Source organism: Pseudomonas sp. HP_08 (genome assembly GCF_055284095.1).
In genome coordinates this window covers 356372-378912 of record NZ_JBTOQC010000034.1, presented here as the reverse complement: position 1 = coordinate 378912, position 22541 = coordinate 356372, and the positions used below count along the sequence as shown (strand labels likewise).

Genomic DNA, 22541 nt, shown 5'->3' with positions numbered 1-22541 from the left:
CTCAGGCGTCTTGCAAAGCCTTGAGCGCAGGAGCCGCGTGAATGCCTGCCTCGGCGGCCAGCTCAACGACCCGCTGTTCGTCGCAGCCGTACACCAATACAGCCTGCAGCTCGTCGTCCAGTGGCTGGCTGAAGTTCATCAGCACGTAACCGCCAGCATCCTTGTTCATGCTGCTCAGTTGAATCTGGATGCGGTTGAGCGCCGTCAACGGCTCGGTCTTGGCCAGTTGCTTGGGCTTGATGTTGAACGACACTTCAGGGCCGAACGAGGCGACAATCTGGCTGAACAGGTCCATGTAGTTATCGGCCTGGAACAGCACGGTGTCGGGCAGGCTGCCGACCACGACCCATTCGCCCAGAGGAATGGGGAAGCTGTCGTCGTAATTGATATCGGGATTGGCCGCCAGAAATGCCGCAGGGTCTGCGAATGCCTGGGTCGCTTCGTCGGCAATCCGCTGAATCTCTTGCTCGCCCAGGCAGCCGGAGCTGACCTTGGTGATGAGTTCGATGAGGGAATCTTTCATGGGGCGATCCTTGGACAAGCAAAAAGAGCCGCGCAGAATAACGGGAATGTCTGCGCAGCTCTATCTCAGCCTGTCAGATCGCTGCCAATTGTGCTGCCGTGTCGGGCGCACCCATGGCCTGGGCGGCGCCCAACGGGGTCACGCCGCGCGCATCGCGGGCATGAGGGTCGGCGCCCTGAGCAATCAGATAGTCGACAATCGCTGTGCGGTTGAACATTGCCGCCATCATCAGCGCAGTGCGTCCGTCGGCTGAAGCGCCTTCGACATTCGCGCCCGCCTCGACCAGCGCCTTGACCACGGCCACATCGCCCTTGAACGCCGCGCCGGCAATCGGACTCTGGCCGTTGTCGTTGCGGATTTCAGGGTCGGCCTGGTGCTTGAGCAACACCTGCACAGCAGACAAGTGGCCGTGGTAACTGGCCAGCATCAACAGGGTATCGCCCTTGTGGTTACGCAAATTGACAGGCAAGCCCTTGTCGAGCAGGCGCTCGAGCATGAATGCGTCACCCTGGCGGGCAACGTCGAACACCTGCTCGGCAAACTCGGCGGTCTCCTCATCAGTCATTTCTTGAGGCGGATTACGATGGGCGTCGGTCATGAAACTCTCCTGAGGCGAAATTCGGGCAATCGAACAAATGATGCGCTGTAGACAATGACCGCCAGTCTCACCAGCGGTTCGACCGGGGTCAACGCAGTGCTGGCTATAAAGCCGATAGAGAAATAGATACGGCACTTTTTACCGGAACCAGTGGTCCTACGACCGGCAAAATGCAGGATGCACGAGAGCCATTCATGCATTTTGCACGAGACCGAAAAATCAGCACATTCATAAATTACTGATTTTAAAGGAATTTTATAAAAGCATCATACTGGCACAGACACTGCAATCACTAGGTCACGCTTGATATTCAATGACCTACGGAGCCGCCAGACATGACTTTTATCCAGGAAAAATTCGCCTCGGTCTTTTCTGACTACGTTGTTACCACTCAGGCTCGCCCTGATGGCGGCGTCCTGCTGACCCTGCGTGATCACGACGGCAATCAGACCCGCCGCTGCGTGTCCTACGCCCAACTGAATACCCCGGTGCAACTGGAATGGCTGATCAGCGCCATCCGCCGCGACCTCGCCGCCCAGGCCAGCGAGTTGCCAGCCATCACCATGCTGCAAAGCCAGCACCGCTTCGATCTGCCGACGTACCACACTCGCTGAAATTTGCTGAATCTGCAGAGCCGTCGGTTGGCGGCACCGCACGCTCTACCGTATTGCTCCCTCGATCTGACCGCGATTGCCTGACGCTTTCGCGGTATTTTTTTGCGCGTGTATTGCCCTAGCCAATCAGCCCGCGACATAGGGCCTCGCCCACCGCCTGTGCCCGGTTGGCCACGCCCAGCTTGCCGTAAATCACCTTGAAGTGATATTTGACCGTCGCCTCGGACACCTCACGCATCAGCGCAATCTGGCCACTGGTCTTGCCCTCCCGCGCCCAGCGCAGTATTTGCAGCTCACGCTCGGCCAGCCCTTGCGAGCGCAGCCGCGTGCCGCGCCCGACCATGTGCAGCACCGGCACCAGACTGCTCAACAAGTATTTGTTTTCACTGGTAAGGCCGCGATGCAGGCCGCCCAGGGTACACACCGAAATCACCCCGTTCATGCCCCGGCAATGACTGGTGTAGCCATAAGACTGCGCCGGCAGCAAACCGTAACGCTGCGCCGCCTTCAGGCAGGCCGGCGATGTCGGGTATTGCCTGAAGGCATCGCGCCACTCGATGAACCCCATCTGATTGCGGTAACAGCGAATCACCGGGTCTTCGGCCAGCATCTGGCCCCGCTGATAAAAGCGGCGCCAGGCGTCATCGACATTGGAGGTGGCGAGGGTCAGTAATGACGCGCCCTTGAACTGGTAGAACAAGGCTCGTTCGCAGCGGCATTCCTGCCGTAGCCACTCAAGGGCGTTTTCGATGGCCACCAGGCCATCGCGTTCGGAAATGCTGCTCACCGTGTGCTGTATCAGTAAATCCATTGTCGTGCCTGTGTGATGGATCAGGCTGGGGCGCAGACATGAACCTACAGCAATAAACACGTTTAAAACCTGACCACCCAACAAACAGGCGAGACTGACCGACAAACAGATGGGGTCCTACCGATGCATCGGACATCACTGACATTCAAGGGCCTGAAGGCCGCGCAATAGCGCTCAGTCGTCGAGACCGGCGAAGCGGCTGGCGATGTCATCACCCGTTACGCGGATGGCATCACCGTCAGGCTGGCTGAACAGACGGATGGCCACCAGATACGGGTTCTCACCCATATCGAACCAGCGGCGGGTACCGGCCGGCACTGAAAGCACATCGTTGCGCTCGCACAACAGCGCATAGACATATTCGCCAAGGTGCAGGCTGAACAAGCCACGACCGGCAGCGATAAAGCACACTTCGTCGGCCTCATGAAACTGCTCTTGAAGATAGCGTCCACGCAGCTCGCCCTTTTGCGTGTGATCGTTGCCCACGCTGATCACCTCCAGCGCGGCCTGGCGTGTTTCAAGCGTGTCGATCTGCGCCTTGAATGCCGCCATGACCTCTTGCACGCTGGCGCCCGGCACGATCGGCGTCGCAACCTGCACTCGAGTAAAGGCCACGCCTTGCTCAGCCAGGGTCGAGGTGATGTCTTCCTGATGGTTAAGCACCTTGTGCGGTACATCGGGGCAAGACTGGTGATAAACGAACAAACTGCTCATGCGGGCAATTCCTTATGAATAGTGACGATCAGGCCGGCGGCAGCCAATGCCGCCAGGCTGGCAATGCCGAATGTCCAGGCCGGGCCCAGCGTGTTCCAGCTGTAACCCGCGTACAAAGCACCCAACGCGCCGCCTGTGCCGGACAGCGCCGCATACAGCGCCTGACCCTGACCTTGCTGGCGCGAGCCGAAACTGTGTTGCACAAAATGAATCGCGGCGGCGTGAAAGCTGCCGAAGGTCGCGGCATGCAGCAGTTGCGCGAACAGCAGCACGGCGGGGTATTCGGGCCACTGCCCAAGCAATAGCCAGCGCAACGCCGCCAGCAGAAAACTGGCCAGCAGCACCTTGCGCACGCTGAAACGCTGCAACACCCGGCCCATGACCATGAAGATCAACACCTCGGCCACCACGCCCAGCGCCCAGAGCAGGCCGATGGCGCCACGGCCATAGCCTAGATGCTCAAGGTGCAGGGTCAGGAAAGTGTAATACGGCCCGTGACTGAGCTGCATCAAGGCCACGCAGGCATAAAAGGCCAGCACGCCGGGGCGGGTCAATTGCCGCCACAAGCCGCCCTCATCGATCCTGGCAGTCTTCACCACAGGCTGGGCATTGGGCACCTGCCAACTGCTCAGGGCAATACCAACCATGATCGCCAGCAGCAGGTACGGGTAAAGGTCCAGACTGAAGTGCTGCAACAAAGCCCCCAGCACCACCACCGCAAGCGTGAAGCCGACCGAGCCCCAGACCCGCACCTGGCTGTAGCGCCAGGGTTGGTCGCGCAGGTGCGCCAGGGTGATGACCTCGAACTGCGGCAGCACGGCATGCCAGAAAAACGCATGCAGGGCCATGACCATCGCCAGCCAGGCATAGCTTTTGTCGACCAGGATCAGCGCGAAGGTCAGCACCGTGCAGGCCGCGCCAAAGCGCACGATGGCCAGCCGCCGCCCGCTGACATCGCCCAGCCAGCCCCACAGGTTAGGCGCGATGCAGCGCATCAGCATGGGAATGGCAACCAGTTCGCCGATGCGCGCACTGGAAAAGCCGAGATGATTGAAATACAGCGCCAGAAATGGCGCCGTGGAGCCCAGCAGGGCGAAATAGAACAGGTAGAACCCGGACAGCCGCCAGTAAGGCAACTGTCCGTCGGCAGACGGCGTCACGCCGTGGCTCTTGAGCCAGGATGGATCACAGCTGGCCCAGCACCGGCGTGGCGACCCGCACATCGGCGTTCTGCCCGCGATGACGCAGCAGGTGGTCGAGCAGCACGATGGCCATCATTGCCTCGGCAATCGGTGTAGCGCGAATGCCGACGCATGGGTCGTGACGGCCCTTGGTGATGACGTCAGTCGGCTTGCCGTCGACATCGATGGAACGGCCCGGCGTGGTGATGCTGGACGTCGGCTTGAGCGCCAGGTGCGCGACAATCGGCTGGCCCGACGAAATGCCACCGACGATGCCGCCCGATTGATTCGACACAAAGCCCTCAGGCGTCAGCTCGTCGCGATGCTCGGTGCCACGCTGGGCGACGCAGGCGAAACCGGCGCCGATTTCAACGCCCTTGACCGCATTGATGCTCATCAGCGCGTGAGCCAGTTCGGCGTCGAGACGGTCGAAGATCGGCTCGCCCAGCCCCGGCATTACGCCTTCGGCCACTACCGTGATTTTCGCGCCGACCGAGTCCTGGTCACGGCGCAGCTGGTCCATATAGGCTTCCAGCTCTGGCACCTTGTCAGGATCAGGCGAGAAAAAGGCGTTTTGCTCGACGCTGTCCCAGCCCTTGAACTCGATAGGGATCGGGCCCAACTGGCTCATGTAGCCACGCACGGTGATGCCCAGGCTGGCCAGGTATTTCTTGGCGATGGCACCGGCCGCGACGCGCATGGCGGTCTCGCGCGCCGAGCTGCGACCACCGCCACGGTAATCGCGGATGCCGTATTTGTGGTGGTAGGTGTAATCGGCGTGCGCCGGGCGGAACTGGTCCTTGATCGCCGAGTAGTCCTTGGACTTCTGGTCGGTGTTGCGGATCAGCAGGCCGATCGAGGTGCCGGTGGTCTTGCCCTCGAAGACGCCAGACAGAATCTCTACCTCATCGGCTTCCTGGCGCTGGGTGGTGTGGCGGCTGGTGCCGGGCTTGCGCCGGTCCAGGTCACGCTGCAGGTCTTCAAGCGACAGCTCGATACCCGGCGGGCAGCCGTCGACGATAGCGACCAGCGCCGGGCCGTGGCTTTCGCCGGCGGTGGTGACAGTGAACAGCTTGCCGAAAGTGTTGCCGGACATGCGAGGGCTCCGAGAAAAACCAGTTCGAGAAAAGCAGGCGCGCAGTATACGCAGGCTCGGCGCACAGTTCATCCACGAACCTTCGCAGGCGCGGCGCGTCCAAGCGATAACTCCCTGATGATGGCCTTGTGATGCACCCTGGAATTTTTCTGACTCGCTCCTTGCCTGCCCTGCTCTGCCTGGCCATGACACTGCTTGCCGGCATTGCCCAGGCCGCAGCGCCCAGCGTGCTGCAACGCCCGATCAGCGTGCAGACCGGCAATGGCACGCTGTACGGCACCCTGCTGCTGCCACGTTCAGATAAACCGGTGCCGGTGGTGCTGATCATTGCCGGCTCCGGGCCGACCGACCGCAACGGCAACAACCCTGAAGGCGGACGCAACGACAGCCTCAAGCAACTGGCGATTACCCTGTCGCGGCACAACATTGCCAGCGTGCGCTACGACAAGCGCGGGGTCGCGGCCAGCAAGGCGGCCACACCCGATGAACGCAATCTGAGCGTGGAAGGCTATGTCGCCGACGTACTGGCCTGGTCGCGCCAGCTAAAAGCCGACCCGCGCATGGGGCCGCTGATTCTGCTGGGGCACAGTGAAGGCGCGTTGCTGGCTTCACTGGCCGCAGAACAGTCCGGCGCCGCAGCGGTCATCACCGTGGGCGGCACCGGGCGACCGGTGGATCAGGTGCTGCGCGAGCAGCTACAGGAACGCCTGCCCGAGAATCTGCGCGAACGCAGCGACCGGATTCTCGACGCGCTCAAGGCCGGACGCACCGACTCCAAGGTGCCCAAGGAACTGATGGTGGTGTTCCGCCCCAGCGTGCAGCCTTACCTGATCTCGCTGCTGCGCCAGGACCCGGCGGCGGCCTTCGCCAGCATCAAGGTGCCGGCGCTGATCGTACAGGGGCGCAACGACATTCAGGTCAGCGTCGAGGACGCGCAGTTGCTGCACAAGGCCCGGCCAGAATCGCAGCTGGCACTGATCGACGGCATGAATCATGTACTGCGCATCGTGCCCAATGACCTGGAACAACAATTGCGTTCCTATCGCAACCCCAAGCTGCCGCTGGCCAGTGAACTGAGCCGACACATCCTGGCCTTCATCGACGAGCAGGTCTCCACACAACAGAATGTTGACGTCAATGCGCCACGTACCCCTTAAGAGTTGCGCAGGCTGGCCGATAGCGAGGCACTGGCTGTGTGTGCGCCGTGCACGGCCGTGGACAGGATTGCCATGAATGACCCAAGCCGCCGAAACTGAAAAACCTGCTGAAGAGCCCGCCGCGCCGCCGCAGCCTTGGGAAGATGTGGTTCCCGAACACTTCCAGATGCTGCGCCTGGCGCCCTTGCCCACCGACCGAGCCACCGGCGGCCGGCCTTTGCGCTTCGTGCAGTTCGGTCGCGCCGAACGCCACAGCCGCGAACTGAGCCTGTTGCGCATCAACATCCAGTTGCCGGGGCAACGGGTGCGCCGCGAGCAGAACCATCTGGACGTGTGGGCCGACCATCAACTGCGCGTGGTGCGTTTCGGGCCGGATTCAGGCTTGCAGGTCGAGCCGTGGAACCGTGGCCTGGGGCGTTTTCTGATTGCTCATGCGATTCACTGGGCGCAAAAACGCTGGTCGACCTACAAGCTCGAAGGCTTTGCGCTGGCCAGCAAGGACGGTTTGAACGAAGACACCCGCCAGCGCCGTGATCACTTCCTGCGCACTCAGGGTTTTGAAGTCGGGTATGAAGACACCCAGCACATGAAGGGCAGCATCAAGGCAGTACAGGTCGGCAACCTGCACAACACCTGGAACAACGACAAGGTGCAGATCGTCGAAATCATCGACGCCGCCTTCATGCTGGAAAGAGCCGAACAAAACCTGGCAACGCAGGAAATGGAAATCCGCAAACATGAAGAGCGGGTCAACAAGTACAAGCGTGAAGACAGCAGCCTGCGCTTTACCATCGCCTGCCTGGTCACCTTTGCAGTGTTCCAGGCTGGCCTGCTGATCTGGATTGCGACGCACCGATAGGCGCTATACCTTCGACTCGAACAAGGCGCGATGCGTACGGCATTGTTCGGCGGTCAGCATGAACACGCCATCACCGCCGCGCTTGAAGTCCAGCCAGGCAAAATCGACTTCCGGGTACAGCGCCTGCACATGCACCTGGCTGTTGCCGACCTCGACAATCAACAGTCCCTTTTCAGTCAGGTGGTCGGCCGCTTCGCTGAGCATGCGGCGCACCAGGTTCAGGCCGTCGTCACCGCAGGCCAGCGCCAGTTCCGGCTCGTGCTGGTACTCGTCGGGCATATCGGCAAAGTCTTCGGCATCGACATACGGCGGGTTGGACACGATCAAGTCGAAACGCTGACCCGGCAACCCCTGAAAACCATCGCCCTGCACCGTGTAGACACGCTCGTCCAGGCCATGGCGCTCGATGTTCTGGTTGGCCACTTCAAGGGCATCGAAAGACAGGTCGGAAAGAATCACTTCTGCCTGCGGGAAGACGTCGGCGCAGGCAATACCGATGCAGCCCGAGCCGGTGCAAAGATCGAGAATTCGCGCAGGGTCATTGGCCAGCCAGGGCGCAAAATGCTCCTCGATCAGCTCTGCAATCGGCGAACGCGGGATCAGCACGCGGTCATCGACGATGAACGACATGCCGCAGAACCAGGCCTCACCCAGCAAGTAAGGCGTCGGCACACGCTCGTCGATACGGCGCTTGATCAGGCGCTGCAATTCGGCGATTTCATCGACCTCCAGACGACAGTCCAGATAGCTGTCGGTGATTTCCCACGGCAGGTGCAAGGCACCGAGCACCAGTTGCCGGGCATCGTCCCAGGCGTTGTCGGTACCGTGACCGAAAAACACATCTTCCTCATGAAACCGACTGACAGCCCAGCGGATATGGTCGCGCACGGTGCGCAGGCGGGAAGTAATCATGGGGCAAGCTCCTGGGAAAACGACGGAGGATTCTAACAGCAGTGGGTGACGGAAAGTTGCAGAGTGTCTACCATTGCACCCCTTCCATCAAGGCAAACAGCCACCATCCAGCACGCGCTCCTTTGTCCTGCAGCCCTCTAAAACCGTGGCTTTGAATTGTGGCGATTCACAGAATCGCTCGACCAGAGGACAATGTGACAAAAGCCCCACTTGAAGGAGCCCCAGATGTCTTCTCTTAAGACCATGTTTCAACTCAGCGGACGGGTTCACGCCCGGGCCAGCCTGAGCAATGCCACGCTGATCATCATCGATGCCCAGAAAGAGTACCTCAGCGGCCCTCTGGCACTGACCGGTGTCAACGAAGCGCTGGCCAACATCGGCTTGCTGGTGGAAAAGGCCCGCGCCGCCAAGTGCCCCATCGTGCATATTCGCCATCTGGGTACTGTGGGCGGCTTGTTCGACCCGCAGGGCGAACGCGGCAAACTGGTCCCCGAGCTGCTGCCGCTCGAAGGCGAGCACGTGGTCGAGAAACGCCTGCCCAACGCCTTCAATGGCACCGGCCTGCATGAGCTGTTGCAGAGCCTCGGCCACCTGGACCTGATCGTTTGCGGCTTCATGAGCCATTCGAGCATCAGCACCACGGTGCGCGCCACCAAGGATTACGGCTACCGTTGCACCCTGGTGGACGATGCCTGCGCCACCCGCGACCTGCCCAGCCCGGACGGCGTGATCAGCGCGCAAGTCGTGCATCGCACCGAAATGGCGGTCATGGCCGACAACTTTGCCACTGTGGTCGTGACTAAAGACCTGATCTGATCCCTATGCCAGACGATGATTTTTCCCTTTTTCACAACGAAATGCGCGGTGTGAAACAGATCCGCCACGTGCATGCCGACCTGGGCAAACCCAAGGCAGACCGCCGTCAGCTGGACAAGCTGCGCCAGTCGGCCGTGGCCAGCGTTGCCACGGTCACCATCGATGGCTTGTCCGATCAATTCGTCATCGATGTCGGGCCTGAAGATGTCTTGCACTGGGCACGTGATGGTGTCCAGGAAGGACAGATGCGCAAGCTCAAGCTGGGTCAGGTGTCCTTTGAGGGCAGCCTGGACCTGCATGGCATGAATGTGGAAGTGGCGCGCGAAACCCTCTGGGCGTTTCTCGCCGAAGCCACCAGGCTGGAAATCCGCTGTGTGCGGGTGACCCACGGCAAGGCGCAGCGCCTAGATGGCAAGCGGCCGATGATCAAAAGCCACGTCAACACTTGGCTGCGACAGCACCCGCAGGTGCTGGGCTTTTGCTCATGCCTGGCCAAACATGGCGGCGCAGGCGCGCTGTATGTGCTGCTCAAGCGCACCATGCTCGAAGGGCGCGACGAGTAACCGCGCGCCCCGCCTTATCGGGCTCAGCGCAGGCCCGGGCCTGGACCACCACCGCCTGGGCCGCCGCCGCCACCGGGACCACCCTGGTGATGACCACCGCCGCCTCCGCCGCCACCACCATGACCGCCGTGGCCACCCGGCCCCCAGAACGGCCAGCAGCCGGACACCGATGACAACACGGCGACGAACATCGCTATTTTTGCTACTCGACTCAACATGTGCGTTTCACTCTCTGACAACAATCAAGATGATCTGCAGCATCAGACTGCCCAGGCAGGCAAAAGTAGGTAGCGCCTTGGTCGCCGCTTGGTAAGCAAATCGATACAGAGCCACTCCGGGCGATAGCTGGCGTTTTATACGCACCCATACACCTGCTCGCATGGGTCGGGTAGTATGTGCACCTGATCGCTATCCATACGGAAACACAGTCCTGTGACACTGGAACACAACTACACCGCCATATTGGGTCAACTGGGTGAAGACGTCGCCCGCGAAGGTCTGCGCGACACGCCCAAGCGGGCTGCCAAAGCCATGCAGTACCTGTGCCGCGGCTATCAGCAGACGCTCGAAGAAGTCACCAACGACGCGCTGTTCAGCTCCGACGCCAGTGAGATGGTGATGGTCAAGGACATCGAGCTGTATTCGTTGTGCGAGCACCATCTGCTGCCGTTTATCGGCAAGGCCCACGTGGCCTATATCCCCAATGGCAAAGTGCTGGGGCTGTCGAAGGTTGCGCGTATCGTCGACATGTACGCCCGTCGCCTGCAGATTCAGGAAAACCTCAGCCGCCAGATCGCTGAAGCCGTGCAACAGGTCACCGGCGCCCTGGGCGTTGCCGTGGTGATCGAAGCCAAGCACATGTGCATGATGATGCGCGGTGTGGAAAAGCAGAATTCTTCGATGATCACCTCGGTGATGCTCGGCGAGTTCCGCGACAACGCGGCGACACGCAGCGAATTTCTCAGCCTGATCAAGTAACAGGCCCCGGCGGCACGGTGCCCTGCCCTGCCGCCCGCTCCGCCCCAAAGAGGTATGCCCGTGCTCATGAAAGCCCTTCGGGTTGGTCTCGGCCAACTCATCGTTCTTGGCGACGCCGTCTCGCGCCCTGCCCGCAAGAAACGCAGCCCGCAGGCCCAGGCCGACGTCGAGCAAGCGGCCAAGGACCTGACCCTGTATCAGTTTCATGCCTGCCCGTTCTGCGTGAAGACCCGTCGCGCCCTGCACCGCCTTAACGTGCCGGTGGCCTTGCGGGACGCCAAGAACAACGAGGCCGACCGGCAGACCCTGCTCAATGAGGGCGGCCGGATCAAGGTGCCTTGCCTGCGCATTCAGGAAGGCGACAAGGTCACCTGGCTGTACGAGTCCAAGCTGATCATCGGTTATCTGGATCAGCGCTTCGGCGCCGTCTGAGCGGCATCAGCCTGCTGACGCGCTCAACCCGCCCCACCCAGATATTGTTCGTCGGTGACCTGTTCCATCCAGTGCACGGCGCTGCCATCGAGCGCCTCCTGAATGGCGATATGGGTCATTGACGTCGTCGCTGTCGCGCCATGCCAGTGACGATGGCCGGGCGGGCACCAGATAACGTCGCCGGCACGGATTTCGACAATTGCCTCGCCCTCGCACTGAGTCCAGCCACACCCGCTGGTCACGATCAGAGTCTGCCCCACTGGATGAGTGTGCCAGGCACTGCGCGCACCCGGCTCGAAGGTCACGCTGGCGCATGACACGCGCGATGGCTCGGGCGGCGAATTCAGCGGGTCGATACGCACATTGCCGGTGAAAAATTCAGGTGATCCCTTGATCGAGGGTTGAGAGCCTGCACGGTGGAGTTTCATCAGTCATTCCTCTAGAACACAACAGATGCCTCAAGGTACGCACTGGGTGATTGGTTGATAAGATGCGCAAATTCGAATGCTCTTGTGAATGAGCCACACCAATGTCTCGAGAAACGCTTCCCGACCTTCAGGCTTTCGTAGCGGTGGCCAGAGCACGCAGCTTCACCAGGGCAGCGGCTCAATTGGGTATTTCCCGCTCGGCACTGAGCCACAGCATGCTGGCGCTTGAAGCCCGGCTGGGCATACGGCTGCTGACCCGCACCACGCGCAGCGTTTCGACCACAGAAGCCGGTGCGCGACTGCTCGCCACTCTGGGGCCACGCCTGGATGAGATCGAAGCAGAACTGGAACTGCTGGGTTCGATGCGCGACAAACCGGCAGGCCTTGTGCGCATCACCGCTGATGACCATGCAATCAGCGCCGCGCTGTGGCCAAAGCTGCACCCGGTGCTTGAGCAATACCCTGATATCCAGGTCGAACTTAGCGTGGACTATGCCCTGACCGATATTGCCGGCCAGCGTTTCGATGCCGGCGTGCGGTTGGGCGATCAGGTCGACAAGGACATGATCGCCGTACGCATCGGGCCGGACTTTCGCATGGCCGCGGTCGGCTCGCCTGCTTACCTGCACGGCCGTACGGCGCCGCAACACCCCAAGGATCTGACCGAACACACCTGCGTCAACTTGCGGCTGCCTACCCACGGCGCGCTGTATGCGTGGGATTTCGAAAAAGAGGGTCAATCACTGAATGTGCGGGTCAAAGGCCAGGCCATTTTCAACAACACCTTTCTGATGGTGCAGGCCGCCCTCGACGGGCAAGACCTGGCCTATGTGCCGCTGGACCTGGCGCAAAAGTACCTGGCCAGCGGCGCGCTGATACCGGTGCTGCAGGACTGGTGGCCGTGCTTTCCCGGATACCACCTGTATTACGCCAACCGGCGCCAGTTGTCCCCGGCACTGGCGCTGGTCATCGAGGCGCTACGTTACCAAGGCTGATCGGCCGATCAATCGAGCATGCCCACATACCCAGGCAATGCCTGCACCCGCGCCAGCCAGCGGCCAATTGCCGGGTAGGCCGCCAGGTCGAAACCGCCCTGATGCGCCACATGGGTGTAGGCATACAGCGTGATGTCAGCAATGGAAAAGTCGTTGCCCACGAGAAACGGCGTGCGCTCAAGTTGCTGTTCCATCACCGCCAGCGCGCGATAGCCTTCCTGCAGCTTGAGCTGGTACTCCTCGCGCCGCTCGGCCGGCATGCCGAGATAGAACTGAATAAAACGTGCCACGGCAATGCTCGGCTCATGGCTGTATTGCTCGAAAAACTGCCATTGCAGCACTTGCGTGCGCAGGCGCGCCTCGGTGGGCAAGTAAGCGCTGCCCTCGGCGAGAAAATTCAGAATGGCGTTGGATTCCCACAGGCAAGTGCCGTCGTCGAGCTCCAGCACCGGAATCTTGCCATTGGGGTTCTTCTGCAAAAATGCCGGCGTGCGGGTTTCGCCCTTGAGAATGTCAACCGCCACCCATTCACAGGGCAAACCCAGCAGGCTGAGCATCAGCTTGATCTTGTAGCAATTGCCCGAGTTGTAATCACCGTAAACCTTGTACATCGTCCCTCTCCTGGCTTGATCGTAAAAATGTCATTCAGGCCGCTTGTTCAAGTTGTGCCCCACGCACGACAGCGGCCAGACGTTTGAGCCCTTCGTCCAGACGCGCAGGGTCGATATGGCTGAAATTGAGCCGCAGGTGGCCGAGATTAGCCTGCGGATCGGCAAAGAATGGCTCGCCCGGCATGAACGCCACATCCTGGCCCAGCGCGGCATCGAGCAGGGTCCGGGTGTCGAGCGGTTGCTTGAGGGTCAGCCAGAAAAACAGCCCGCCCTGCGGGGTGTTCCAGTTCGCCAGATCGGCAAAGTGCGTTTGCAGTGCCGCCTCGAACGCATCGCGGCGCTCGCGGTAGAACTGGCGCAGCACGCCCAGATGGTCGTTGTATCTGGCACTGCCGATCCACTGCAACGCCTGCCACTGGCCGATCCGGTTGGTGTGCAGATCAGCCGATTGCTTGAGGCGCAGCAGGTGCGGAAACAGATCGGGGCTGGCGATCAGGTAGCCGACGCGCAGGCCCGGCAGCAGGGTTTTGGAGACGGTGCCGGTGTAGATCCAGCTGGCCTTGCGCAAGCGCGCCACGATCGGTTTCGCGCTGCCGCCATCGAAAGTCAGTTCACGATAGGGCTCGTCTTCGATCAGGGTCACGCCGAACTCGTCGAGCAAGGCTGCCACCGCTTCGCGACGCTCTTCGCTGTAGCGCACACCGGACGGGTTCTGAAAGGTCGGTATCAGATAGGTGAACGCTGGCGTGTGCTGCTCAAGACGCTGGCGCAAGGCACTCAGGTCCGGGCCTTCGGCCTGTACCGGCACGGTCAGGCAATCAGCGCCGAACAGCTGGAAGATTTGCAACGCGGCCAGATAGGTCGGGCCCTCCATAAGGATTTCGGTGCCCTGGTCGATGTACAGCTTGGCGGCCAGGTCGAGCGTCTGCTGCGAGCCACTGACCACCAGCACCTGGCTGGCCTGGCAGTCGATACCCAATGCTCGCGCCTCGGCCGCCAGGGCTTCGCGCAACGCAGGCTCGCCTTCGCTCATGCCGTACTGGCCCAGGCCGACCGGCATCGCCGACCAGTCCACCGCCGGCAGCATCGACTCGGCAGGCAAGCCACCGGCAAACGACATGACTTCAGGACGCTGGGCAGCGGCCAGGATTTCGCGGATCAGAGAACTTTTGAGACGTGACACTCGTTCAGAAAAAGCCATGACATTCACCGGTAGCCGAGCAGAAGGGAAATACGTCAAACTGGTTGACCAAAACTACGATGCCATCAGTAGATACGTCAATATGCTTGACCTTAAAAACTGCTCCAATCAGCAAATTGCCATGGAAGCCTTTTTCTTCGGCTACCAGGCATTCACCGCCAAGGCCGATGAAATGCTGGCGCGGCGCGGCTTTAGTCGCGTGCATCAGCGCATTCTGTTTTTCATCGCCCGCTATCCCGGCTTGAGCGTCAAAGAGCTGCTCGCTGTGCTTGGGGTCAGCAAGCAGGCGCTGAACATGCCGTTGCGCCAGCTGGTGACCATGGAGATGGTGCACAGCAGCGCACCCGAGACCGACAAGCGCAAGCGCCTGCTGGCGCTGAGCGCTGAAGGTCAGAAATTCGAGCAGGCGTTGCGCCGCGAACAGGTCAAGCTGTTGCAGCGCGTGTTTGCCGAGGCCGGGCAAGAGGCGGTGGATGGCTGGCTGAGCGTCAACCAGGCGCTGGGCAAGACCTTGCAATCGGGCACCAGCGCGCCTGTGCCGGAATCGGAGTGAACAACTGTACGGTCCAATACGCCCTTCGCTGTATCGTAATGTCTTGTAACCCTTGGGTTTAGGCTGAGCGCCCTTGTCATTTGTGCGCTTTTAAGGAAAGACCCGCATGCCCCAGACCGCCGTGAAGACGCCCCTTCGCCCTTTGGCAGATTCTTCGTTGTCCTCGGTGGTGGCCGGCTTCATCGCCATGATGACCGGCTGCACCAGTTCGCTGGTGCTGATGTTCCAGGCCGGCCAGGCCGCAGGCCTGAGCGGCGGGCAGATTTCTTCATGGCTGTGGGCCTTGTTCATGGGCATGGCGCTGTGCAGCATCGGCCTGTCGCTGCGCTATCGCACACCGATCACCGTGGCCTGGTCGACGCCGGGCGCCGCATTGCTGGTCACCAGTCTGGGCGGGGTCAGTTATCCCGAAGCCATCGGCGCGTTCATCACCTGTGCGGTGATGGTCACCCTGTGCGGCCTGACCGGCAGCTTCGAGCGGTTGGTGCGGCGCTTGCCGGCGTCACTGGCCGCCGCCTTGCTGGCCGGCATCCTGTTCAAGATCGGCAGTGAAATCTTTATCGCCGCCCAGCATCGCACCGGTCTGGTACTGGGCATGTTTTTCACCTACCTGATCATCAAGCGCGTCTCGCCACGCTATTCGGTGCTGGCTGCCTTGCTGGTCGGCATCGGCTTGTCTGCCATGCTGGGCCTGCTGAATTTCAGCGGTTTCGCGCTGGAGCTGGCGACGCCGGTGTGGACCACGCCCAGCTTCTCGCTGGCCGCAACCATCAGCATCGGCATCCCGCTGTTCGTGGTCGCCATGGCCTCGCAAAACATGCCCGGTGTCGCCGTGTTGCGCGCCGATGGCTATGACACACCGTCTTCACCGCTGATCACCGTGACCGGGCTGGTGTCGCTGCTAGCGGCGCCGTTTGGCTCGCACGGGATCAACCTGGCGGCAATCAGCGCGGCAATCTGCACCGGCCCGCATGCGCATGAAGACAAGAGCAAGCGCTACACCGCCGCCATCTGGTGCGGGGTGTTCTATGCCATCGCCGGCCTGTATGGCGCGACCCTGGCAGCGTTGTTCGCCGCCTTCCCCAAGGAGCTGGTGCTGTCGATTGCAGCGCTGGCGCTGTTCGGCTCGATCATCAATGGCTTGACCGTGGCGATGCAGGAACCCAACGAACGCGAAGCGGCGCTGATCACCTTCATGGTCACCGCCTCCGGCCTGACCCTGTTTTCGGTAGGCTCGGCGTTCTGGGGCATTGTGGCGGGCGTGTTGACGCTGCTGATTCTGAATGCACGTAAATCGTGACCGAGAACGACCTTACAGCCGAAAATGCCCGACCATGCCTTTGAGCTGATGGCCCAGCGCTGCCAGCTCGACACTTGACGCGGCGTTGCCCTGCATGGCCAAGGCCGATTGGTCGGCGCTGCTGCGAATGCTGGTGACGCTGCGGTTGATTTCTTCGGCCACCGAGCTCTGTTGTTCGGCGGCGGCGGCAATCTGCTGGTTCATCTGCTCAATGGTCGAGACGGCCGTGGCGATACTGCTCAGGGCATTTTCGGTCTCGCGGGCATCGCCGACGGCCAGCCTGACCAGTTCGCTGCTGCTCTGGATCTGCACCACCGACGCGCGGGCGCCGCTGCGCAGGCTGACCACCAGACTCTCGATCTCGGCGGTGGATTGCTGGGTACGCCGCGCCAGCGCACGCACCTCGTCGGCCACCACGGCAAAACCGCGCCCCTGCTCGCCGGCCCGCGCGGCTTCAATCGCGGCATTGAGGGCCAGCAGATTGGTCTGCTCGGCCACGCTCTTGATCACCCCAAGCACCTGATCGATGTTCTGCACCTGGGCGCTGAGGCTTTCGATGCTCTCGCTGGCCGAGGTCGAAGAAAGCGCCAATTGCTCGATGCGCTGCAAGCTCTGGCGCACCACTGCCTGACCGGTGCCGACCTTTTCATCGGCGCTTTGTGCCGCCAGCGCAGCCTGCTCGGCATTGCGCGCCACATCGTGCACGGTCGCGGTCATCTGGTTCATGGCCGTGGCCACTTGCTCGGTTTCTTCCTTCTGGCTGCTGACCTCCAGGTTGGTCTGCTCGGTCACCGCTGACAGGTCATGGGCTGAACTGGCCAGCTTCTCGATACCGTCCTGCAACCCGCTGACAATCTGGCTCAGGCCCGTGCTCATCTGCTGCATGGCCTGCATCAACTGCCCGATCTCGTCGCGGCGCTCAACCTGGACACTGCCGCTCAAGTCGCCGGCGGCAATGCGCTGTGCCTGGCTGATCACCTGCTGCAGCGGGCCGACGATCAGCCGCGTGATCAACCAGGAGGCGATCAGGCCAACCAGCAAGGCCACCACAGACGAGGCGATGATCTGCCAGGTATCGACAGTGAGCTGTTGCTGCATCGCCTGATCTTCGGCGGCATACACCTGGCGTACCTGCTCCACTACTTGCCGGGCGTTACCGGCCAGTTGTTCGGCGATACCGGCCTGCCTGGCCAGCAGATCGGTGTATTGCTTGAGCTGGTCATTGAAGTTGGCAATGTGGCCGCTGACCTCGTTGATCACGGTCTGATAACCCGGATCAGTGATCGCGCCCTTGAGCTCTTCGGCCAGCACCCTGGCCTGTTCGGCCTGCTCGATGGTGCCGGTGCGCACCTCTTCCCCCGAACCTGTGCGGCGGCTCTTGTCCAGGCGCACGCGGGCTTCGTCCATGGCTTGCAGCATCAACCGGGCGACCTGGCTGACCTTGCCGGCTTGTTCGATAAATTGCGCGCCGTCCTTGCCCTGGGAATCCTTGAGGGTCCAGGCGCCATCGTCGGCCAGGCCGTTCTGCAGCACCTCAAGGTTATTGGCGACACTGGAAACCGACCAGTTGGCCATCTCCAGCGCCAGGTCCTTGCTTTGGTTGATATCGACAAAGGCATCGAACGAACGACGATAGTCCGCCAGCGCCTGGCGAACCTTCTCCATCACTGCAGCATTGGCCGGCGAATGGGCCGCCAGCGCTTCAGCACGGGCGTTGAGCGCCTCGACATCAACGCGCAAACGCTCGGCGACTTTCGGATCGTTGTGCAGGGCATAGTCCTGCTCCAGCAGGCGCACATCCAGCAAGCCGCTGTTGAGCGACGACATCTGCTTGAGCCCGTCGAAATGCTGGCTGACGCGCTTCAGTGACCAGATCCCCATGCCCGCCACCAGGGCCGTCAGCAGTAACACCAGGCCAAAACCCAGGCCCAGCTTTTTCGCCATTCCCAGGTGAGTGAATCCGGTCGACCTCATAGCGTCCCATCCCCGTTCGAAGCGCACAGTGCTACGGCAGCATTCAATATCCGTGCAGAGTCGCAACGGGCAGGCAGCCGCACAAGCAGGGAACGCAGGAGTGGTAGCAAAAAGCTATATGGAGGTCGCTTCCAGAATGTTTTGCCCAAGGTGGCTTACCAGAAACCGGCATCGCCACCCTGCACGAGCATTCAGGCGTGAGCGGCAGCGCTCACCAACAAGGTGCCGGCGTCGGCATCAAGCACCGCATCGGTGCCCAACGGCACGGCCTGATTGGCCTCGCCATGGCCGACCGGCAGGCCGCCAAGCACCGCAATACCCAAACCGCCAAGGCGTTCGAGCAACACATCGGCAGGCGTGATGGCGCCTGCTGCATTGTGCGGCACGCTGAAATCCCCCAAGGCAATGCCGGCCAGCCCTTGCAGCACACCGCTGTTGCCCAGATGCGTCAGCATCCGGTCAACGCGGTAAGCCGCCTCGCCGACATCTTCAAGCAACAGGATCGCGCCCTTGAGGTCGGGCATGAACGGCGTGCCGACACAGGTGCTGAGCATGCTCAGGTTACCGCCCAGCAGCACACCCTGGGCACGACCGCCGGTGCGTACACTGCCGGTGCCGGCCTGCGGATTGGCCTTGAGCAGCACCGGTTCAGTGGTCATCAGCGCATGACGCAAGCCGGCAGCAAACGACTGGCTGCCGCCAAGCTGGGTAGCCACCGGACCGTGCACGCTGGCCACCCTGGCCTGGGCCCAGAGCGCACCATGCAAGACGGTGATATCGGAAAAGCCGCTGAGCAGTTTGGGGTCGCGGCGCACGGCGTCCAGGTCCATCTGCCCGACAATGCGCTGCGCCCCGTAACCGCCACGGTTGCACAGCACCGCACGGATTTCAGGGTCGTTCAGGGCGTGGTTCAGGTCGGCGAGACGATCGGCATCGGTGCCCGCATAAAACGAATGCCGGTCCAGCGCGTGGGGATACACCCGAGGCCTGAGCCCCCAGCCTTCCAGTACCTTGACGGCCGCTTCAAGTTTGTCGGCCTGCACAGGACCTGCCGGGGAAACCAGGGCCACGGCATCGCCTGTGCGCAGAACCTTGGGATGAAGCGTTGCAATCAATGACATTGGGGCATCCGCGTAATCAGTGAGCCGGCAATCCAGAGTAGCCCAGCCTGGGGCTCAAGCCAGCTCGGCAACCACGGCCGCCAGCGCCTGAGCAGGATCGGCCGCCTGGCTGATCGGCCGGCCGATCACCAGGTAATCGGAACCCGCCTCCAGCGCCTGACGCGGGGTCAGGATACGGCGCTGATCGTCCAGGGCACTGCCGGCCGGACGAATGCCCGGAGTGACCAATTGCAACGACGGGTGTGCGGCCTTGAGCGCACGCGCTTCCTGGGCTGAGCACACCAGACCGTCCATACCGGCCTTTTCGGCCAGCGCGGCCAGGCGCAGCACCTGCTCCTGCGGCTCGATATCCAGGCCGATACCGGCCAGGTCTTCGCGCTCCATGCTGGTCAGTACGGTAACGCCGATCAGCAGAGGCTGCGGGCCGCTGCGCTGGTCCAGCACTTCGCGGCACGCCTGCATCATGCGCAGGCCGCCGGAGCAGTGGACATTGACCATCCACACGCCCATTTCGGCGGCGGCCTTGACGGCCATGGCGGTGGTGTTGGGAATGTCGTGAAACTTCAAGTCCAGAAACACTTCGAAGCCGCGATCGCGCAGGGTTTCAACGATGCCCGATGCGCTACTGGTGAACAGCTCCTTGCCGACCTTGACCCGGCACAGCTTGGGATCGAGCTGATCGGCCAGCTTGAGGGCGGCGTCACGGGTCGGAAAATCCAGGGCAACGATGACAGGGGTCTGGCAGGCGGACATTAGCGGGTTCTCAGGCTGGTCGAAATCGGCGCGTATTGTAGCCGATCATCAGCAGCGACGGGACCCGATGATCGGCTTTTGCCATTGTTGCGGCGCGCCCGGCCGAAGGCCCATGTTGCGGGCGTCAGACAGGCATACACTGGGAACCATCGGACGCCGCTATGGCTCAAACCGGTATGAACAAGAAGGAGTGCGCACTATGCCCTGGTATGCCTGGTTAATTCTGATCGTTGCAATAGGCTCGATCGTTGGAGGGCTGATGATGTTGCGCGACACGGCGCACAAGCTGCCACTGACCGAAGAACAGCTCAAGCGCGTGCACGAGCGCAATGCCGAGATGGACGCCAAGGAGGCCAAAGACCGCTAAGCCGCGAACCGGCGGTGCACTCGCACCGCCTTCTACCTGGCCGTCAAGCGGGGCTTGCCGCCTGCGGGGCCGGGCTCTGCGACCACTCGCACACCATAAGGCTCGAAGATTTTTGCCAGCTCGCCGGTGTCGCGCACCTGACCCAACAATTCCGAAAATGCTTGAGCAGTAATCGCGCCGCCGGGGCGTACCAGCGCAAAGTGCCTGTACTCCTGATCCACACGTTCGGACACCATAAGCTGTTCGGTGGGCAGACTCTTGCGCATCTGTACGCCATTGAAAAACGAACGGGTGACCGGTGCGATATCCACACGTCCACGCACCACCATCAACAAATTACTCTCGTGCGAATAAGTCAGCGTCGCCTGGAAATTGGACGTGAGGTAGTTGGGGTCAGCGTTATAGCTCGCAAAGCCGTAGTGATACCCGCTGAATAACGCCAGGTGCTTGTCTTTCAGGTTCGCAAAATAATCCTGCTGCCGGCCTTGCTCGCGCCGGGCGACAAAGACCTCGGCATCCTCCAGGCCCATGTCCACGCACGCATGACTGATATCCTGCCAGCCCCACTTAGGGTTTTCGAAAACGGCAAGGTCGATACGCCCCTGAGAGAAATCGCGGTAACGCCGGGCCACCGAGGTGGGCACCGTCACGAACTCGTAAGCCTTCTGGCGACGGTTGAGAGCGTCAACCAGTTCGGACAACAAACCCTGACCCTGGCCATTTTCCGGACGGATGACATACGGCGGAAAATGCACGGCACCGATGCGCACCACTTGCGCGGCCTCAACCCCATCACCCACTGGCCACACGGTCGCCAGTGACAGCGCCAGAAGAGCAATAAACAGCCGTAGAGACTTCATGATTAGGGGCGCATGCAAAACGCTACACGCTATGCGTTTTTGACCGGTTAAACAACTCCTCGCTGCTGCAGTGACATCAGGTAGTGGCACGTTTAACGGCGTTTAGAGTCGATGTAACACATACCTGCGCATACTCGCGCGAATCTGGCTACGCTGGATAAACGTGTTTTGCGTACCGAAAACGATGGATGGGAGCTTGAACATGCCGCATTGGCTGGTGATCGACCTGGAAGCCACTACCGAGGAAGGCGGTTGGCCGGTCGCGGAAATGGAAATCATCGAAATCGGCGCCACTCTGGTCAATCAGGATGGGCGTGAGCTGGATCATTTCGAACGGTTTGTCCGCCCGGCACGGCGGCCACTGCTGACGCACTTTTGCCGGGACCTGACGCACATCAGCCAGAGCGATGTCGACAGCGCAGCCTCGCTGCCCAGTGTCTGGATGCAGTTCGAGCGCTGGCTGGGCCATCACCAGGCCCGTGTCGTGGGCTGGGCCAGCTGGGGCGACTATGACCACAAGCAACTGCAGGAAGAATGGCGCAACCATCAACTGAGCAGCGCCCTGCAGCAGCTGCCTTACGTCAACCTCAAGCGCCGGTTTGCCGAAGCGCGCCAGTTGCAACGACCGGTGGGCCTCAACAGTGCGTTACAACTGGCCGGCATGCAGTTCACTGGCCAGCAGCATCGCGCCCTGGTCGATGCGCGCAACACCGCGCGGTTGTTACCGCTGATCCTGCCCAACTGAAAGCACTGACCAATCCCTTGAAGCGAGTGACGCGACGAATAGGGTTCGGCATACTGGCCGGCCTTTTTTAGCCATTCTTCAAGGAATCGCCATGTTCAAGGTCAACGAGTATTTCGACGGCACCGTCAAATCCATCGCCTTCAGCCAGGCTGAAGGCCAGGCCACCATCGGTGTGATGGCAGCAGGCGAATATGAATTCGGCACGGCCCAGGCCGAGATCATGCACGTCATTTCCGGCGAACTGATCGTCAAGCTGCCCGACAGCAGCGACTGGCAGACCTTCGCTTCCGGCAGCCGCTTCAACGTACCGGCCAACAGCAAGTTCCAGCTTAAGGTCAGCGTAGATACCGCTTACCTCTGCGAATACCGCTAACCCCCC

28 protein-coding genes and 1 pseudogene are annotated in these 22541 nt (G+C 61.4%); 13 read left to right on the top strand and 16 right to left on the bottom strand.

From position 1 onward, the window contains the following. Position 1: 1 nt before the first annotated feature. Complete coding sequence (locus ACYAS9_RS23855) at positions 2-523, bottom strand: hypothetical protein (RefSeq protein WP_463570854.1); 522 nt, start codon at positions 521-523, stop codon at positions 2-4. A 73-nt stretch (positions 524-596) separates the two neighbouring features. Then, positions 597-1121 (bottom strand): ankyrin repeat domain-containing protein, encoded by a 525-nt coding sequence (locus ACYAS9_RS23850; protein WP_463570852.1) that lies wholly within the window; start codon positions 1119-1121, stop codon positions 597-599. Positions 1122-1456: 335 nt separating this feature from the next. On the opposite strand from ACYAS9_RS23850, the gene ACYAS9_RS23845 reads away from it, so the two are divergent. Continuing rightward, on the top strand, positions 1457-1735 hold the full coding sequence (locus ACYAS9_RS23845) for a DUF3509 domain-containing protein (protein ID WP_459748066.1): 279 nt from the start codon (positions 1457-1459) through the stop codon (positions 1733-1735). Between the two features lie 118 nt (positions 1736-1853). On the opposite strand, the gene ACYAS9_RS23840 is transcribed toward ACYAS9_RS23845, so the two are convergent. The 4 genes from ACYAS9_RS23840 to aroC all read right to left on the bottom strand — a co-directional run bounded on the left by ACYAS9_RS23840 (position 1854) and on the right by aroC (position 5537). Further along, positions 1854-2546: a helix-turn-helix transcriptional regulator gene (locus ACYAS9_RS23840; protein WP_463570850.1), complete on the bottom strand. Its 693-nt coding sequence runs from the start codon at positions 2544-2546 to the stop codon at positions 1854-1856. 174 nt (positions 2547-2720) lie between these two features. After that, a complete protein-coding gene (locus ACYAS9_RS23835) occupies positions 2721-3260 on the bottom strand; it encodes an acireductone dioxygenase (RefSeq protein WP_463570848.1) in 540 nt (179 codons plus the stop codon). Beyond that, on the bottom strand, positions 3257-4420 hold the full coding sequence (locus ACYAS9_RS23830) for an MFS transporter (RefSeq protein WP_463570846.1): 1164 nt from the start codon (positions 4418-4420) through the stop codon (positions 3257-3259). Before ACYAS9_RS23830 ends, ACYAS9_RS23835 begins: the two co-directional genes overlap by 4 nt. A 25-nt stretch (positions 4421-4445) precedes the next feature. Beyond that, positions 4446-5537, bottom strand: coding sequence for a chorismate synthase (gene aroC / locus ACYAS9_RS23825; RefSeq protein ID WP_463570844.1), 1092 nt, complete (start codon positions 5535-5537; stop codon positions 4446-4448). A 131-nt stretch (positions 5538-5668) separates the two neighbouring features. On the opposite strand from aroC, the gene ACYAS9_RS23820 reads away from it, so the two are divergent. Together ACYAS9_RS23820 and ACYAS9_RS23815 are read left to right on the top strand one after the other, a co-directional pair. After that, positions 5669-6694: an alpha/beta hydrolase gene (locus tag ACYAS9_RS23820; RefSeq protein WP_463570842.1), complete on the top strand. Its 1026-nt coding sequence runs from the start codon at positions 5669-5671 to the stop codon at positions 6692-6694. Between the two features lie 76 nt (positions 6695-6770). After that, positions 6771-7553: a hypothetical protein gene (locus tag ACYAS9_RS23815; RefSeq protein ID WP_463570841.1), complete on the top strand. Its 783-nt coding sequence runs from the start codon at positions 6771-6773 to the stop codon at positions 7551-7553. A gap of 3 nt (positions 7554-7556) precedes the next feature. Here ACYAS9_RS23815 and prmB read toward each other — a convergent pair whose 3' ends face one another. Beyond that, positions 7557-8465 carry a 50S ribosomal protein L3 N(5)-glutamine methyltransferase gene (prmB, locus tag ACYAS9_RS23810; protein WP_463570839.1) on the bottom strand — a complete coding sequence of 303 codons (909 nt, stop codon included), beginning with the start codon at positions 8463-8465 and terminating at the stop codon, positions 7557-7559. A 225-nt stretch (positions 8466-8690) separates the two neighbouring features. On the opposite strand from prmB, the gene ACYAS9_RS23805 reads away from it, so the two are divergent. Both ACYAS9_RS23805 and ACYAS9_RS23800 read left to right on the top strand, forming a co-directional pair. Further along, a complete protein-coding gene (locus tag ACYAS9_RS23805) occupies positions 8691-9281 on the top strand; it encodes a cysteine hydrolase family protein (protein WP_463570838.1) in 591 nt (196 codons plus the stop codon). Between the two features lie 5 nt (positions 9282-9286). Continuing rightward, positions 9287-9844 carry a Smr/MutS family protein gene (locus ACYAS9_RS23800; RefSeq protein WP_463570836.1) on the top strand — a complete coding sequence of 186 codons (558 nt, stop codon included), beginning with the start codon at positions 9287-9289 and terminating at the stop codon, positions 9842-9844. A 23-nt stretch (positions 9845-9867) separates the two neighbouring features. Here the strand turns inward: ACYAS9_RS23800 and ACYAS9_RS23795 are convergent, their stop codons facing one another. Beyond that, positions 9868-10062: a hypothetical protein gene (locus ACYAS9_RS23795; RefSeq protein ID WP_463570956.1), complete on the bottom strand. Its 195-nt coding sequence runs from the start codon at positions 10060-10062 to the stop codon at positions 9868-9870. 214 nt (positions 10063-10276) lie between these two features. Between ACYAS9_RS23795 and folE the strand changes: the two genes are divergently transcribed. Both folE and ACYAS9_RS23785 read left to right on the top strand, forming a co-directional pair. After that, the gene (gene folE, locus ACYAS9_RS23790) at positions 10277-10822 is read left to right on the top strand and encodes a GTP cyclohydrolase I FolE (protein ID WP_056840245.1); all 546 of its coding nucleotides are present in this window, start codon (positions 10277-10279) and stop codon (positions 10820-10822) included. Positions 10823-10876: 54 nt separating this feature from the next. Beyond that, on the top strand, positions 10877-11254 hold the full coding sequence (locus ACYAS9_RS23785) for a glutaredoxin family protein (RefSeq protein WP_463570835.1): 378 nt from the start codon (positions 10877-10879) through the stop codon (positions 11252-11254). Between the two features lie 23 nt (positions 11255-11277). On the opposite strand, the gene ACYAS9_RS23780 is transcribed toward ACYAS9_RS23785, so the two are convergent. Then, on the bottom strand, positions 11278-11682 hold the full coding sequence (locus ACYAS9_RS23780) for a (R)-mandelonitrile lyase (protein ID WP_463570833.1): 405 nt from the start codon (positions 11680-11682) through the stop codon (positions 11278-11280). Between the two features lie 101 nt (positions 11683-11783). Between ACYAS9_RS23780 and ACYAS9_RS23775 the strand changes: the two genes are divergently transcribed. Further along, a complete protein-coding gene (locus ACYAS9_RS23775) occupies positions 11784-12677 on the top strand; it encodes a LysR family transcriptional regulator (protein ID WP_463570832.1) in 894 nt (297 codons plus the stop codon). 8 nt (positions 12678-12685) lie between these two features. Here the strand turns inward: ACYAS9_RS23775 and ACYAS9_RS23770 are convergent, their stop codons facing one another. Together ACYAS9_RS23770 and ACYAS9_RS23765 are read right to left on the bottom strand one after the other, a co-directional pair. Next, entirely contained in the window at positions 12686-13288 is a 603-nt protein-coding gene (locus ACYAS9_RS23770; RefSeq protein WP_463570830.1) for a glutathione S-transferase family protein, read from the bottom strand. 34 nt (positions 13289-13322) lie between these two features. Continuing rightward, on the bottom strand, positions 13323-14489 hold the full coding sequence (locus ACYAS9_RS23765) for an aminotransferase-like domain-containing protein (protein ID WP_463570828.1): 1167 nt from the start codon (positions 14487-14489) through the stop codon (positions 13323-13325). Positions 14490-14571: 82 nt separating this feature from the next. Here ACYAS9_RS23765 and ACYAS9_RS23760 point away from each other — a divergent pair, with 82 nt between their 5' ends. Beyond that, positions 14572-15042 carry a MarR family winged helix-turn-helix transcriptional regulator gene (locus tag ACYAS9_RS23760; protein WP_463570827.1) on the top strand — a complete coding sequence of 157 codons (471 nt, stop codon included), beginning with the start codon at positions 14572-14574 and terminating at the stop codon, positions 15040-15042. A 106-nt stretch (positions 15043-15148) separates the two neighbouring features. Beyond that, entirely contained in the window at positions 15149-16342 is a 1194-nt protein-coding gene (locus ACYAS9_RS23755; protein WP_463570825.1) for a benzoate/H(+) symporter BenE family transporter, read from the top strand. Between the two features lie 12 nt (positions 16343-16354). On the opposite strand, the gene ACYAS9_RS23750 is transcribed toward ACYAS9_RS23755, so the two are convergent. The 4 genes and pseudogenes from ACYAS9_RS23750 to pyrF all read right to left on the bottom strand — a co-directional run bounded on the left by ACYAS9_RS23750 (position 16355) and on the right by pyrF (position 20190). Next, positions 16355-17218: a methyl-accepting chemotaxis protein gene (locus tag ACYAS9_RS23750; RefSeq protein WP_463570948.1), complete on the bottom strand. Its 864-nt coding sequence runs from the start codon at positions 17216-17218 to the stop codon at positions 16355-16357. After that, positions 17213-17440, bottom strand: a pseudogene (locus ACYAS9_RS23745) (HAMP domain-containing protein); the annotation flags it as partial. The gene ACYAS9_RS23750 and the pseudogene ACYAS9_RS23745, both read right to left, overlap by 6 nt. Before the next feature lie 1067 nt (positions 17441-18507). Further along, positions 18508-19437 carry a S66 peptidase family protein gene (locus ACYAS9_RS23740; RefSeq protein ID WP_463570823.1) on the bottom strand — a complete coding sequence of 310 codons (930 nt, stop codon included), beginning with the start codon at positions 19435-19437 and terminating at the stop codon, positions 18508-18510. Positions 19438-19491: 54 nt separating this feature from the next. Further along, positions 19492-20190, bottom strand: a complete 699-nt coding sequence (pyrF, locus tag ACYAS9_RS23735) for an orotidine-5'-phosphate decarboxylase (RefSeq protein ID WP_463570822.1) — start codon at positions 20188-20190, stop codon at positions 19492-19494. A 199-nt stretch (positions 20191-20389) separates the two neighbouring features. On the opposite strand from pyrF, the gene ACYAS9_RS23730 reads away from it, so the two are divergent. Further along, the gene (locus ACYAS9_RS23730) at positions 20390-20557 is read left to right on the top strand and encodes a DUF2897 family protein (protein ID WP_463570820.1); all 168 of its coding nucleotides are present in this window, start codon (positions 20390-20392) and stop codon (positions 20555-20557) included. 32 nt (positions 20558-20589) lie between these two features. On the opposite strand, the gene ACYAS9_RS23725 is transcribed toward ACYAS9_RS23730, so the two are convergent. Further along, entirely contained in the window at positions 20590-21417 is an 828-nt protein-coding gene (locus tag ACYAS9_RS23725; protein WP_463570819.1) for a substrate-binding periplasmic protein, read from the bottom strand. Between the two features lie 202 nt (positions 21418-21619). Here ACYAS9_RS23725 and ACYAS9_RS23720 point away from each other — a divergent pair, with 202 nt between their 5' ends. Both ACYAS9_RS23720 and ppnP read left to right on the top strand, forming a co-directional pair. Next, on the top strand, positions 21620-22162 hold the full coding sequence (locus ACYAS9_RS23720; protein ID WP_463570947.1) for a 3'-5' exonuclease: 543 nt from the start codon (positions 21620-21622) through the stop codon (positions 22160-22162). Between the two features lie 91 nt (positions 22163-22253). After that, on the top strand, positions 22254-22535 hold the full coding sequence (gene ppnP, locus ACYAS9_RS23715) for a pyrimidine/purine nucleoside phosphorylase (protein WP_463570817.1): 282 nt from the start codon (positions 22254-22256) through the stop codon (positions 22533-22535). Positions 22536-22541 lie beyond the last annotated feature (6 nt).

What these genes read in the sequence shown, in the direction of transcription:
- ACYAS9_RS23855 (WP_463570854.1), bottom strand. Translation starts at nt 523, where the DNA reads ATGAAAGATTCCCTCATCGAACTCATCACCAAGGTCAGCTCCGGCTGC.
- ACYAS9_RS23850 (WP_463570852.1), bottom strand. Translation starts at nt 1,121, where the DNA reads ATGACCGACGCCCATCGTAATCCGCCTCAAGAAATGACTGATGAGGAG.
- ACYAS9_RS23845 (WP_459748066.1), top strand. Translation starts at nt 1,457, where the DNA reads ATGACTTTTATCCAGGAAAAATTCGCCTCGGTCTTTTCTGACTACGTT.
- ACYAS9_RS23840 (WP_463570850.1), bottom strand. Translation starts at nt 2,546, where the DNA reads ATGGATTTACTGATACAGCACACGGTGAGCAGCATTTCCGAACGCGAT.
- ACYAS9_RS23835 (WP_463570848.1), bottom strand. Translation starts at nt 3,260, where the DNA reads ATGAGCAGTTTGTTCGTTTATCACCAGTCTTGCCCCGATGTACCGCAC.
- aroC (WP_463570844.1), bottom strand. Translation starts at nt 5,537, where the DNA reads ATGTCCGGCAACACTTTCGGCAAGCTGTTCACTGTCACCACCGCCGGC.
- ACYAS9_RS23820 (WP_463570842.1), top strand. Translation starts at nt 5,669, where the DNA reads ATGCACCCTGGAATTTTTCTGACTCGCTCCTTGCCTGCCCTGCTCTGC.
- ACYAS9_RS23815 (WP_463570841.1), top strand. Translation starts at nt 6,771, where the DNA reads ATGACCCAAGCCGCCGAAACTGAAAAACCTGCTGAAGAGCCCGCCGCG.
- prmB (WP_463570839.1), bottom strand. Translation starts at nt 8,465, where the DNA reads ATGATTACTTCCCGCCTGCGCACCGTGCGCGACCATATCCGCTGGGCT.
- ACYAS9_RS23805 (WP_463570838.1), top strand. Translation starts at nt 8,691, where the DNA reads ATGTCTTCTCTTAAGACCATGTTTCAACTCAGCGGACGGGTTCACGCC.
- ACYAS9_RS23800 (WP_463570836.1), top strand. Translation starts at nt 9,287, where the DNA reads ATGCCAGACGATGATTTTTCCCTTTTTCACAACGAAATGCGCGGTGTG.
- ACYAS9_RS23795 (WP_463570956.1), bottom strand. Translation starts at nt 10,062, where the DNA reads ATGTTGAGTCGAGTAGCAAAAATAGCGATGTTCGTCGCCGTGTTGTCA.
- ACYAS9_RS23785 (WP_463570835.1), top strand. Translation starts at nt 10,877, where the DNA reads ATGCCCGTGCTCATGAAAGCCCTTCGGGTTGGTCTCGGCCAACTCATC.
- ACYAS9_RS23780 (WP_463570833.1), bottom strand. Translation starts at nt 11,682, where the DNA reads ATGAAACTCCACCGTGCAGGCTCTCAACCCTCGATCAAGGGATCACCT.
- ACYAS9_RS23775 (WP_463570832.1), top strand. Translation starts at nt 11,784, where the DNA reads ATGTCTCGAGAAACGCTTCCCGACCTTCAGGCTTTCGTAGCGGTGGCC.
- ACYAS9_RS23770 (WP_463570830.1), bottom strand. Translation starts at nt 13,288, where the DNA reads ATGTACAAGGTTTACGGTGATTACAACTCGGGCAATTGCTACAAGATC.
- ACYAS9_RS23765 (WP_463570828.1), bottom strand. Translation starts at nt 14,489, where the DNA reads ATGGCTTTTTCTGAACGAGTGTCACGTCTCAAAAGTTCTCTGATCCGC.
- ACYAS9_RS23760 (WP_463570827.1), top strand. Translation starts at nt 14,572, where the DNA reads ATGCTTGACCTTAAAAACTGCTCCAATCAGCAAATTGCCATGGAAGCC.
- ACYAS9_RS23755 (WP_463570825.1), top strand. Translation starts at nt 15,149, where the DNA reads ATGCCCCAGACCGCCGTGAAGACGCCCCTTCGCCCTTTGGCAGATTCT.
- ACYAS9_RS23750 (WP_463570948.1), bottom strand. Translation starts at nt 17,218, where the DNA reads ATGAGCACGGGCCTGAGCCAGATTGTCAGCGGGTTGCAGGACGGTATC.
- ACYAS9_RS23740 (WP_463570823.1), bottom strand. Translation starts at nt 19,437, where the DNA reads ATGTCATTGATTGCAACGCTTCATCCCAAGGTTCTGCGCACAGGCGAT.
- pyrF (WP_463570822.1), bottom strand. Translation starts at nt 20,190, where the DNA reads ATGTCCGCCTGCCAGACCCCTGTCATCGTTGCCCTGGATTTTCCGACC.
- ACYAS9_RS23730 (WP_463570820.1), top strand. Translation starts at nt 20,390, where the DNA reads ATGCCCTGGTATGCCTGGTTAATTCTGATCGTTGCAATAGGCTCGATC.
- ACYAS9_RS23725 (WP_463570819.1), bottom strand. Translation starts at nt 21,417, where the DNA reads ATGAAGTCTCTACGGCTGTTTATTGCTCTTCTGGCGCTGTCACTGGCG.
- ACYAS9_RS23720 (WP_463570947.1), top strand. Translation starts at nt 21,620, where the DNA reads ATGCCGCATTGGCTGGTGATCGACCTGGAAGCCACTACCGAGGAAGGC.
- ppnP (WP_463570817.1), top strand. Translation starts at nt 22,254, where the DNA reads ATGTTCAAGGTCAACGAGTATTTCGACGGCACCGTCAAATCCATCGCC.